At 75.7% G+C, this 10,643-nt stretch carries 11 protein-coding genes and 2 tRNA genes; 8 read left to right on the top strand and 5 right to left on the bottom strand.

Annotation, left to right across the window (positions count from 1 at the left end):
• The first annotated feature begins 229 nt into the window (after window positions 1-229).
• From ACI8AA_RS20220 to ACI8AA_RS20205, 4 genes are all read left to right on the top strand, one after another.
• Window positions 230-979, top strand: coding sequence for a DUF3566 domain-containing protein (locus ACI8AA_RS20220; RefSeq protein ID WP_457046163.1), 750 nt, complete (start codon window positions 230-232; stop codon window positions 977-979).
• Window positions 980-1,035: 56 nt separating this feature from the next.
• Window positions 1,036-1,109 (top strand) — tRNA-Ile (locus ACI8AA_RS20215).
• Window positions 1,110-1,183: 74 nt separating this feature from the next.
• Window positions 1,184-1,333, top strand: a complete 150-nt coding sequence (locus ACI8AA_RS20210; RefSeq protein ID WP_456940432.1) for a DLW-39 family protein — start codon at window positions 1,184-1,186, stop codon at window positions 1,331-1,333.
• 40 nt (window positions 1,334-1,373) lie between these two features.
• Window positions 1,374-1,446: transfer RNA gene (locus ACI8AA_RS20205), tRNA-Ala, on the top strand.
• 26 nt (window positions 1,447-1,472) lie between these two features.
• Here the strand turns inward: ACI8AA_RS20205 and ACI8AA_RS20200 are convergent.
• Window positions 1,473-3,389 (bottom strand): winged helix-turn-helix domain-containing protein, encoded by a 1,917-nt coding sequence (locus ACI8AA_RS20200; RefSeq protein ID WP_457046162.1) that lies wholly within the window; start codon window positions 3,387-3,389, stop codon window positions 1,473-1,475.
• A 69-nt stretch (window positions 3,390-3,458) separates the two neighbouring features.
• Window positions 3,459-4,169 carry a hypothetical protein gene (locus tag ACI8AA_RS20195; protein WP_457046161.1) on the bottom strand — a complete coding sequence of 237 codons (711 nt, stop codon included), beginning with the start codon at window positions 4,167-4,169 and terminating at the stop codon, window positions 3,459-3,461.
• Between the two features lie 134 nt (window positions 4,170-4,303).
• On the opposite strand from ACI8AA_RS20195, the gene ACI8AA_RS20190 reads away from it, so the two are divergent.
• Window positions 4,304-4,837 carry a peptidylprolyl isomerase gene (locus ACI8AA_RS20190; RefSeq protein ID WP_457046160.1) on the top strand — a complete coding sequence of 178 codons (534 nt, stop codon included), beginning with the start codon at window positions 4,304-4,306 and terminating at the stop codon, window positions 4,835-4,837.
• Between the two features lie 128 nt (window positions 4,838-4,965).
• Window positions 4,966-5,733, top strand: coding sequence for a rhomboid family intramembrane serine protease (locus tag ACI8AA_RS20185; RefSeq protein WP_457046159.1), 768 nt, complete (start codon window positions 4,966-4,968; stop codon window positions 5,731-5,733).
• Between the two features lie 16 nt (window positions 5,734-5,749).
• On the opposite strand, the gene ACI8AA_RS20180 is transcribed toward ACI8AA_RS20185, so the two are convergent.
• Together ACI8AA_RS20180 and crgA are read right to left on the bottom strand one after the other, a co-directional pair.
• On the bottom strand, window positions 5,750-6,157 hold the full coding sequence (locus ACI8AA_RS20180) for a PH domain-containing protein (protein WP_457046158.1): 408 nt from the start codon (window positions 6,155-6,157) through the stop codon (window positions 5,750-5,752).
• 526 nt (window positions 6,158-6,683) lie between these two features.
• Window positions 6,684-6,956 (bottom strand): cell division protein CrgA, encoded by a 273-nt coding sequence (gene crgA, locus ACI8AA_RS20175; protein WP_457046157.1) that lies wholly within the window; start codon window positions 6,954-6,956, stop codon window positions 6,684-6,686.
• Window positions 6,957-7,094: 138 nt separating this feature from the next.
• Here crgA and ACI8AA_RS20170 point away from each other — a divergent pair, with 138 nt between their 5' ends.
• Both ACI8AA_RS20170 and ACI8AA_RS20165 read left to right on the top strand, forming a co-directional pair.
• Window positions 7,095-7,859 (top strand): DUF881 domain-containing protein, encoded by a 765-nt coding sequence (locus tag ACI8AA_RS20170; RefSeq protein WP_457046156.1) that lies wholly within the window; start codon window positions 7,095-7,097, stop codon window positions 7,857-7,859.
• Between the two features lie 25 nt (window positions 7,860-7,884).
• Window positions 7,885-8,535 (top strand): aminodeoxychorismate/anthranilate synthase component II, encoded by a 651-nt coding sequence (locus tag ACI8AA_RS20165; RefSeq protein WP_457046155.1) that lies wholly within the window; start codon window positions 7,885-7,887, stop codon window positions 8,533-8,535.
• A 66-nt stretch (window positions 8,536-8,601) separates the two neighbouring features.
• On the opposite strand, the gene pknB is transcribed toward ACI8AA_RS20165, so the two are convergent.
• A complete protein-coding gene (gene pknB, locus ACI8AA_RS20160) occupies window positions 8,602-10,566 on the bottom strand; it encodes a Stk1 family PASTA domain-containing Ser/Thr kinase (protein WP_457046154.1) in 1,965 nt (654 codons plus the stop codon).
• Window positions 10,567-10,643: the final 77 nt, after the last annotated feature.

The following is a 10,643-nucleotide window of genomic DNA, read 5'->3' as shown; positions in this document are numbered from 1 at the left end:
CCCCCCCCCCCCCCCCCCCCCCCCCCCCCCCCCCCCCCCCCCCCCCCCCCCCCCCCCCCCCCCCCCCCCCCCCCCCCCCCCCCCCCCCCCCCCCCCCCCCCCCCCCCCCCCCCCCCCCCCCCCCGGCTCCCGCTGACGGACACGACCGGCGCCCGGGCGCCTCCGGCACCAGGCCGGACCGCCCGGGCGCGAGAGCGCGGCGAGGGCCGCAGGCGAACGGGAGAACGGCATGAGCGACCGGCCGCAGGCGGTGCGCACCGGGGTCCGCCCGGAGAGCGCAGCCGGAGCGGACGGAGCCCCGGCGACGGGCTCGGCGCCCGCCACCGGCCAGACGCCCGCTCCGTCCGGGGCCACCCCGGCCGGGACCGGCCCGGCGGGCGCGGGCCCCTCGCTGGCCAAGCCGGCCACCGGCCAGGCGCCCGCCCAGCAGGTGCCGCCGGTGATGCCGCAGCAGGCTCCCCGTCCGGCCGACGCGACCATGCCGGGGCCGGTGAGCGCCACCCAGGCGGTCCCGCCGGCCGCGGTGGCCGCCCCGCCGGCGGCCCGGGCTCCCCAGCAGCCGCCCGCCGCCCAGCAGCAGGCCGGCACGCAGGCCAAGAACCGCGGCAACCGCGGTCCGCGGCGCGCCCGGCTGCAGCTGCGGCACGTCGACACCTGGTCGGCGCTGAAGATCTCGCTGGTCCTGTCGATCGCGATGTTCTTCATCTGGATGGTCGCGGTCGGGATCCTCTACGGGGTCCTGTCCGGGCTCGGCGTCTTCGACACCCTCAACGACCTGTTCGGCCAGCTCGGCACGTCGTCGAGCGGCGAGGGCGGCGGTGACGTCATCACCCCGGGCATCGTCTTCGGCGGGGCGGCCGTCATCGGCGCGATCAACATCGTGCTGATGACCGCGCTGTGCACCGTCGCGGCGTTCATCTACAACCTCTGCGCCGACCTGGTCGGCGGCCTCGAGGTCACGCTCGCCGAGCGCGACTGACGAGGGACCCGCCTGCAGGGGCCGTCCGCGGTCCCTGTACGCTGGTCGAGGTCCACGGGCCTGTAGCTCAGGCGGTTAGAGCGCATCCCTGATAAGGATGAGGCCGGAGGTTCAAGTCCTCCCAGGCCCACCCGTGAACCGGTGCCCCGGCACCGCGACAGCGAGGCCCCGTCCGTGGCCGCCGTCGTACCCAGGAGGTACCGCGTGCTGAAGAAGCTGGCCCTGGCCGCCGTCGCGGCCGGTGCCGTCGCCGCCGTCCGCCGGCGCTCGTCCGGCAGCGGCAAGGCCGAGGCCGACCTCTGGCACGAGGCCACCAGCGGCCCGCAGTCGGTCAGCCGCCCCACCACCCGCTGAACCCGGGCTCCCGCGCGGAGCTCCCGGGGACAGCGCCCCCGGGGACGTAGCTCAATTGGCAGAGCACCGCCTTTGCAAGGCGGGGGTTAGGGGTTCGATTCCCCTCGTCTCCACCGCAGCACCGCGGCCCGGCGGCCGCTCAGCCCAGCTGTGAGCGCCAGTCCTCCCGCAGCCGGTAGCCCCGCCCCCGCACGGCCTCGACGGCCGGGGCGCCCTGCCCGAGCTTGGCCCGCAGGGTCCGGACGACGGCGTCCACGACGTTGCTGCCGCCGGCGTACTCGGTGTCCCAGACCTCTCGCAGCAGCTCCGGCCGGCTCACCGTGCGGCCCTCCCGGTCGCGCAGGCACGTGAGGAGGCCGAACTCCAGCGGCGTGAGCGCGACCCGACGCCCACCGACCACCAGCTCGTGGGCGTCGGCGTCGAGGGCCGGCTCGTCGGCCACCCCGAGCTCCCTCGCCAGCAGCTCGACCAGCCAGCCGTCGACCGAGCGCCTCCCGAAGTCGAGCACCACGCTCGTGAACGGCCGGCCGTCGAGCACGACCGGGGGACCGGGGAGCGGCCGGAAGCCCAGCTCCCGGACGACGGGCCAGTAGGCCGGGACGTCCTCGACGACGACGAACATCTGCCGCAGCGCCGGGCGCAGCGCCATGTAGGTCCGCTTCACGTCCAGCCAGCACGCCGCCTGCGTCGTCCCCGGGGCCTCGCCGCGCTCCCGGTCCAGCCACCGGCGCAGCCCCAGCGCGACCTCACGGCGCCCCAGCGGGTGGCTGTCCAGGTGCCGGGCCCAGGACCGGACGACCGGGTCGTCGGCGACGGGGGAGTGCCGGATGCGGGCGTCGTCGAGCAGCACGAAGAAGGCCGCCACGCCGCCGTCCCGGTCCCGGGAGACGGAGAACGCCGACGGCGTCGTGACCCACCAGCGGTCCAGCAGCCGGGCGCCCTCGGGACCCTCGTGCCGGCGCGTGATCGCCCGGACCGCGTCCTCGTCGAGGGTGCTCGCGGGCTCCACGGCCAGCTGCTGCACGTCCGCGGGGAAGAAAGCGGTCCGCACGACCGGGTTGTCGAGCAGGTAGAGGACGTCCGCGGTGTAGCGCCACAGCTCGGCGGGCGCCGCGGACCGCATCTCGTCGCGCAGCCGCCGCCACGCCGCCCGCCGGTACTCGCGGTGGCGCACCGGGTCCGCGGTGCGCAGGTGCCCGGCCACGGCGTCGCGGACCGCCTCGTGCACGACCGCGCCGTCGCGGCCGGCCACGACGAAGGGGAGCGCGAGCAGGCGTTCCATCGCGACGGCGCCGTCGCCGCCGAGGACCGCGTCGAGCAGGGACTCCGTGGCCCGGCGCAGCACCGAGGCCGCCTCGAGCGCCCGCCGCGTCAGCGGGTCGGCGATGTCCTCGAAGTACAGCCGGGTCAGCTCCTCGACGACGCGGGACGTCGCCGCGTCCTCCAGCCCGAGCTGCGGGTTCTCCGCGACGCCGGCCGTCGCCAGGACCAGCGCCAGCGGGTGCCCGCGGGCGACGCGGTTGAGCCGGTCGGCCTCCGTCGCGGCCACGCCGTACTCGGCCAGCAGCAGGCCCGCGTCGGCGTCGGACAGCGGCCCGAGCGGGACGGTGCGGAAGCCCGGCACGCCGTACCAGGCCGGCACCGGGCGCTCGCGGCTGCCGAGGACCAGGAGGGTGCCGGCCGGGAGCGCGGGCGCGAGGGTCCGGCGCAGCCAGGTGTCCATCAGCCGGAAGTGCTCGTACTGGTCCAGGACCAGCACGACCGGCGGCGCGAGCCCCTCCAGGGCGGCGACCAGCGCCTCCACGGTGCGGTGGCCGCCGAGGGCGCCCAGCAGCCCGCGCTCGGTCGGCTCGACGGTCCGGCAGTCCAGCGCCACGACGGTCGCGCCCGCGTCGGCCGCGAGGCCCGCGAAGGCGTGCAGCAGGGCCGACTTGCCGATGCCGGGCAGGCCGTGCACGTGCGTGGTGCCGCCGCGGCGCAGGTGGTCGAGCAGGAGCGTGACCTCGGGTCCACGCCCCAGCGGCGGAGCGGCGCCGGGCCGCGTGGCCGTGCGCACGCCCCGAGACTGGCCGCCGGGGGAGGGTGCGGCAAGGGACCGACGTCCCCCGCCCGCCGGGGCCCCGGGTCACTCCGGGACGACCTCCACGGTGACCGAGAGGGACCCGTCGTTGTTGTCGTACCAGCCGGGCGGGCCCTGGTAGTAGTAGCCGTCGGCGAAGCCGAGGAAGAGCCGGGTGGCCCCGTCCGGGGCGGTGACCCGGAGGTCGCGTCCGTCCCCGACGAGGAAGGTCTGACCGATCTCCGGCGAGACCGGACGGGCGGTGTCGACGCCGGTGACGTCCAGCCGCGGTGGTGCCTCGCCCTGCGGCGGGTCGTCGGTGAGGAACACCCCGGTGAGGAACATGCCGTTGTCACGGGCGACGATCCCGGAGATCCCGCCGTACGACTCGACGTCGGTCGTCCCGTTCACCCCGCCGTCGCCCCCGGGACCCACCCGGCTCGCGGTGCCCACGATGGGCGTGACGCTGCCGTCGACGTCCGGGAAGGTCACGACGCGCCCCCCGTCCTCCGGCAGCCGGTACAGGACGGGGAGCACCCCGTCGCCGCCACCGCCGGGGCCGGGCGGGTCGTCGAGACCGGCGCCGAAGACGTTGGCCTGGGCCGGGACCTCGAGCGCGCCGTCCCCGCCCCCGGAGACGACCGCCACGACCCCCCACGCGAGGAGCCCGCCGGCCGCCGTGCCGGCGACCACCGTCGCCACCCGGCGCCCCGGGGGACGCCGCTCGCCGGGCGCCCGGCCCGTCGTCCGCTGCGGTGTGGGTGTGGAGGTGGCCACGGTCGTCCCCTCTCGTGTGCGCCTGGGGAACAGGGTGGCCCGCCGGCGGGTGCCGTCGATGAGGGTTCGATGAGGCTCCGGTGAGGCCCGCTCCCCGTGCTCGGGGGCGGCGCGGCAGTGGGAGAGTGGGCGGCGTGACCGAATCGACCCCCGCACGCCGAGCCGTGCTGCACACCAACCACGGCGACATCGCCGTCGACCTGTTCCCCGACCACGCGCCGAAGACGGTCGCGAACTTCGCGGACCTGGCCGAGGGCCGCCGCGAGTGGACGCACCCGGCGACCCGGCAGAAGAGCACCGACCCGCTGTACGACGGGACGGTCTTCCACCGGATCATCGACGGCTTCATGATCCAGGGCGGCGACCCGCTGGGTCAGGGCTTCGGCGGCCCGGGCTACCAGTTCGGCGACGAGTTCCACCCCGAGCTGAGCTTCGACCGGCCCTACCTGCTGGCCATGGCCAACGCCGGGCCCGGCACCAACGGCTCGCAGTTCTTCATCACCGTGAGCCCCACGCCGCACCTCAACCGCAAGCACACGATCTTCGGCGAGGTCGCCGACCAGAGCAGCCGCGAGGTCGTGGACCGCATCGCCAAGGTCCGCACCGGCCGCAACGACCGCCCCGTCGAGGACGTCGTCATCCAGTCGGTCGAGGTGCAGCGCAGCTGACCACCGGTCCCGACGACGGGGGCGCCGGCCGGCCGCCGGCGCCTCCGTCGGCCACCTGCTACCGCCACCCCGACCGGCCGACCGGTGTCCGGTGCGCGCGCTGCGACCGGCCGATCTGCCCGGAGTGCATGACGCCGGCCGCCGTCGGCTTCCAGTGCCCCGACGACGTCCGGGCCGGTGCCGCCGGGGTCCGCCGTCCCCGGCCGGCCCCTCGCTGGCCCGGCGCCCGCCGCCGGTTCGGCCCGGTCACCGTCTCGCTGGTCGCGGTCAACGTCGTCGTCTTCGTCGTCACGGCCGTGTCGGCGGTGTCGGCCGGCCAGAGCCCGCTGGACAACTGGCGCTCGCCGGTGTTCGAGGAGTTCTCGCAGGTCCCCGTCCTCGTCGACGTCTTCGGCCAGGACTGGCGGCTGCTCACCGGGGCGTTCCTGCACATCGGGATCACCCACCTGCTGCTCAACATGCTCAGCCTGCTGGTGTTCGGCCCCGAGCTCGAGGGACGGCTGGGCTGGTGGCGCTACCTCGCCGTCTACCTGCTGTCCGCCCTCGGCGGCGCCGTGGCCATCCAGCTGTTCGGCGAGCCCGCCCGGCCCGTGGCCGGGGCGTCGGCGGCCCTCTACGGCCTCCTGGGCTCCCTGGGCGTGCTGATGCTGGTCGCCCGGCAGGACCTGCGCGGCCTGCTCACCCTGCTGGCCCTCAACGTGGTCATCAGCTTCCTGCCCGGCGTCTCGCTGCTGGGCCACCTCGGCGGCCTGGTCGCCGGGGCCCTCGCCACCGTGCTGCTCGTCCTCACCCGCCGGCGGACGGCGGCGCAGGCGGTGTCGCTCCTGGCGCTGGCCGCGGTCCTGGTGACCCTCGCCCTCGCCGTACCGGTGCCGCTGGTCGTCCTGGGCCTCTGAGGGCCGGGCCCGCGCCTCAGGCGGGCCGCCGCGCCTCGAGGGCCCGGGCGACGGCCGCCGGGTCCGTGCCCAGGTCCCGGCGGCCCAGCAGCACGAGGGTGCCCTCGTCGTCGGGGTGCGCGGCGGTGTCGAGCTCCAGCAGCCGCGAGCGCACCCCCAGCCGCCGCGTCGTCCGCAGCCGCACCCGCAGGCCGGGCCACGGCAGCCGGGTGCGCCCGGTCAGGGTCCGCACGACGACGCCGGCGTCGTCCGCCGCCAGCCGCGGCCGCAGGACGACGTCGCGCAGCGCCGCGCCCACCAGCAGCACGCCGGCGGCGCCGACCAGCACCCGTCCCGCCGCGTCGAGCCCCAGGGCGGCCAGCGCCAGCAGCACCCCACCCAGCCCGAGCGTGACCGTCTCCGCCGTCCGCGCCGACCACTGCACGTCCCCAGCCTCCCAGGACGCCCGCCGCGCGTTCGTCCACAGGCCGGGGGAGGTGGGGACGTCCGTCCACGAGCGGGGATCTGCCCTGTTCGGCCCGCGTGTCGACTCCTCGACCGCAGTGCCGTGCTCGCGCTCGGTGACCGTCCCGGTGCTGCGGTCATGTCGACACATCCACAGCTGGGTACACAGCTGGGGACAAAGCACAGACCTGTAGTTACTCGGGTGCCCTTCTCGTCACACGCGCCTCACCGGTAGCGAAACCGCAGGTCAGCGCGACGGAGTCGAACAGGCGTTCTCCACATGCGGTGGACAACCCTGGGGGTAGGGCGTCATGTCGACCTGTGGATCCACCGGTGGTGTGTGCACAGCGGTCCACACCCCCGGTGTCCACCGCCGACGGGGCCCCGTGTACAGGAGAGGCCCCCGTCCCGGGACCGGGACGGGGGCCTCTCGTGAGGTGCTGGAACGGCCCTGCTGCAGGGTCCCGCCCCGAGTGTGCGAGGGGTGGGGGCAGCGGGGTCCTTCGTCAGCGCCAGCGCATCGACATGATCAGGCCGACCACCATGGCGCCGAAGCCGATGGCGAAGTTCCACGCCCCCAGCGACACCATGAACGGGATCTGGTCGCCGGCCACGTAGTAGACGACGATCCACAGCAGGCCGAGCACCATGAGCGTGACCATGAGCGGCGCGTACCAGCGCGGGCTCGGCTGGACGGCCCGTGCGTTGGCCGCGCGCGACTGCAGCACGCCCTCGGGCGGCGTGTAGACCGACTTCTTGCGGACCTTGGACTTGGGCACTCCGACCGTCTCCTGCTGGCTCGCTGGGGTGCCGGTCCGTCGCGACCGGCACGATCGCTTCCCAGCCTAAGCTCCGAGGGGACCCGCACGGCCGCGCCCGACGGCGTGCCTCCCCCTCCCGTCCCCCCAGGAGCCCCCGTGACCGCCTCCGAGCCGCCGGTGGGCCCGTCCCGCCGCCGGTCGGCCTGGGGCGCCCTGGTGCCCGTGGTGGCGCTCGCGGCGGGGCTGCTGTTCGCCACCTCCAGCCAGACCGCGGAGGGCTCGGACCTGCGCGCCGGTGACGTCACCGAGCTGTCCGAGCTCATCGCCCAGCGCAACGAGGTCATCGCCGGCCAGCAGGAGCAGCTGGCCGCGCTGCAGCGCCAGACCGAGGCGCTCACCGACCAGGCGGCCTCCCGCGACGGCGCCGTCGCCTCCGCCCAGGCGGCCGGCGACGCCGGCGCCCTGTCAGCGGGTCTGGTCGCCCTCCGCGGCCGCGGTGTGGAGATCACCCTCGACGACGCCCCGCGCCGGCCCGACGGCAGCCTGCCGACGGGCGCCCGGCCCGACGACGTCGTCATCCACCAGTCCGACGTGCAGGCGGTCGTCAACGCGGTCTGGGCGGCCGGCGCCGACGGTGTGGCGATCATGGACCAGCGGCTGATCGCCACCAGTGCCGTCCGCTGCGTCGGCAACGTGCTGCTGCTGCAGGGGCGCACGTACTCGCCACCGTTCGTCGTCACGGCGATCGGCGACCCCGCCGCCATCCGCGCGCAGCTGGCCGCCTCCCCGCAGGTGGCGGTGTTCGAGCAGGCGGTCGAGGACTTCGGGCTGACCTTCGCCGTGCGCGACCGGCCGGAGGTCACGGTGCCGGCGTACACCGGCTCCCTGGACATGGCACACGCCACAGCCGCTGACGGCTGACCGGGCGCTGCTGTACACAGGGAGCGTGAGCAGGCCCGTCCTCGTCGTCGACAACTTCGACAGCTTCGTCTACAACCTGGTCCAGTACCTGGGCCAGCTCGGTGTGCAGTGCGTCGTCCGGCGCAACGACGCCGTCACCGTCGACGAGCTGCCCGACCTCGACGTCGCCGGCGTGCTGCTGTCCCCCGGCCCGGGCACGCCCGCCGACGCCGGCGTGACGGTCCCCATGGTGCGGGCCGCCGCCGAGGCCGGGACGCCGGTGCTGGGCGTCTGCCTGGGCCACCAGGCGATCGCCGAGGCCTTCGGCGCCGAGGTCGTCCGCGCGCCGGAGCTGCTGCACGGCAAGACCAGCGAGGTCGTGCACGACGGCGTCGGCGTGCTGGCCGGGCTGCCCTCGCCCTTCACCGCCACGCGCTACCACTCGCTGGCCGTGGACCGGGCCACCGTGCCCGACGAGCTCGAGGTGACCGGCACGACGGCGTCGGGCATCGTCATGGCGCTGAGGCACCGGGAGCTGCCCGTGGAGGGCGTGCAGTTCCACCCGGAGTCGGTGCTCACCGAGGGCGGCCACCGGATGCTGGCCACGTGGCTGGCCGCCTGCGGCCTGGCGCCCGACCCGGCCGTCGTCGAGGCCGCCGCTGCGGGCGCCCGCCGCCTGTCCGCCGCCGCGGTCTAGCCCCCACCACGGCAGAAGGGCCCCTCCCGCTCGGGAGGGGCCCTTCTCCCGTGGTGGGGGGCTGACTCAGCCGCCGATGACGATGCCCGGTCCCAGGCTGGGTGAGCTGGGCGGTGTGGAGGACCCGGTCGTGGGGGTGGGCGTTGCCCGCGCGACCAGCAGGGTGATGGTGCCGTCCGGCGCCACCGTCTGGCCGGGCTGCGGGTTGCTCCCCACCACGGTGCCGTCGGTCTGGCCGGGCTCGGCCTCGGTGTCCTGGGTCTCGACGGTCCCGGTGAAGCCGGCGGCGGCCAGCGTCTGCCGGGCCTGATCGGGGCGCTGGCCCACGATCGCGTTCGGCACGGTGATCTCCGACGCGCCGCCGGACACCTGGAGGGTGATCGGCTGGCCGGCGGACGCCTGCTGGCCGGCGGCCGGGTCGGTCCCGACGACGGTGCCCGCGGGCTGGTCGGAGTCGACCTCGGTCACGGTCAGGTTGGTGAAGCCCGCGGTCCGCAGCGCCTCCTGGGCGGCGTCCTGGGGCCGGCCGGCCACGTCCGGGACCTCGTCGGTGCCGTCGGAGACCGACAGCGTCACGGTGGTGTCCGGGGCGACCGCGGTGCCCTCCTCCGGGTCGACCGCGACGACGGTGCCCTCCTCGGCGAGGGAGTCGACCTGGTCGGAGTTCACGTTGCCCTCGAAGCCAGCGTTCTCCAGAGCCGTGCGGGCCCGGTCCTCGTCGAGGTCGACCACCTGCGGCACGGTCACCGTGTCCGGGGCGACGCCGACGGTCAGAGCGACCTCGCTGCCCTCCTCGACCTGCGCGCCGCTGTCGGGATCGGTGTCGAGCACCGTGCCCACCTGGGTCTCGTCCTGGACCTGCTGCTGGGTCACCGCGGCGGCGACGGTCAGGCCGGCCGCCTCGATGGCCGCCCGGGCGTCCGCCTCCTGCTGCCCGACCAGTCCCGCCGGCACGGTCACCTGCGTGGCGGCCGGCGGCTGCTCCTCGTCGCCGCTGTTGACCAGCAGCGCGACCCCGACGACGGCGCCGATGAGCACCAGCGCACCGACGACGAGCGCGACCACCCGGTTGCGCCTGCGGCGGCGGGCGACCGCGTCCTCGTCGTCCCAGCCGGCGTCGCCGTAGGCGGGCGCGGCGCCGAGGATGGTGGTCTTCTCCTCGTCGCCCATGACCGGCGTGGCCTCGACCCGCTGCCCGGCCAGGGCCCGGAGCAGGTCGTTGCGCATCTCGGCGGCCGACTGGTACCGGTTCGCCGGGTTCTTGCTCATCGCCTTCATGAGGATGGCGTCGAGCTCCGGCGGCACGGCCGGGTTGATCGAGGACGGCAGCCGCGGGTCCTCGCGCACGTGCTGGTAGGCCACCGAGACCGGCGAGTCGCCGGTGAACGGCGGTGCGCCGCAGACCAGCTCGTAGAGCAGGCAGCCCAGGGAGTAGACGTCGGAGCGGGCGTCCACGGCCTCGCCGCGGGCCTGCTCGGGGGAGAGGTACTGCGCGGTGCCGATGACCGCGGCGGTCGAGGTCATCGTGGCGGCGGAGTCGGACACCGCGCGGGCGATGCCGAAGTCCATCACCTTGACGGTGCCCTGGGGCGTGATCATCACGTTCCCGGGCTTCACGTCGCGGTGCACGATGCCGTTGCGGTGGCTGAAGTCCAGGGCGGCGCAGATGTCGGCGGCCAGGCTCATCGCCCGCTCCGGCTGCAGCACGCCCTCGCGGCGCAGCACGTCGCGCAGCGTCTCGCCCTCGACGTACTCCATGACGATGTACGGCGTCGCGCCGCTGGTCGTCCGGTCCTCGCCGGTGTCGTACACCGCGACGATCGAGGGGTGGTTCAGCGAGGCCGCCGCCTGCGCCTCCCGCCGGAAGCGCACCTGGAACGAGGGGTCGCGGGCCAGGTCGCTGCGCAGCACCTTGACCGCCACCTCGCGGCCCAGCCGCAGGTCGCGCCCGCGGTGCACCTCCGCCATCCCGCCGCGGCCGAGCACCCCGCCGATCTCGTAGCGCTCGCCGAGCACCTGGGGGGTGGTCATGCGTGGTCCTCTCGGGCGGTGCTCTGGTGGGTCGCGGGCGTCCCCGGGCAGCAGGGGACGCCGGGAGCGCGCCCGGT

The sequence above is a fragment of the Geodermatophilus sp. SYSU D01180 genome (genome assembly GCF_054050415.1).
Note: the sequence above shows the minus strand (reverse complement) of the source record. Positions and strands in the feature narration are given on the sequence as shown.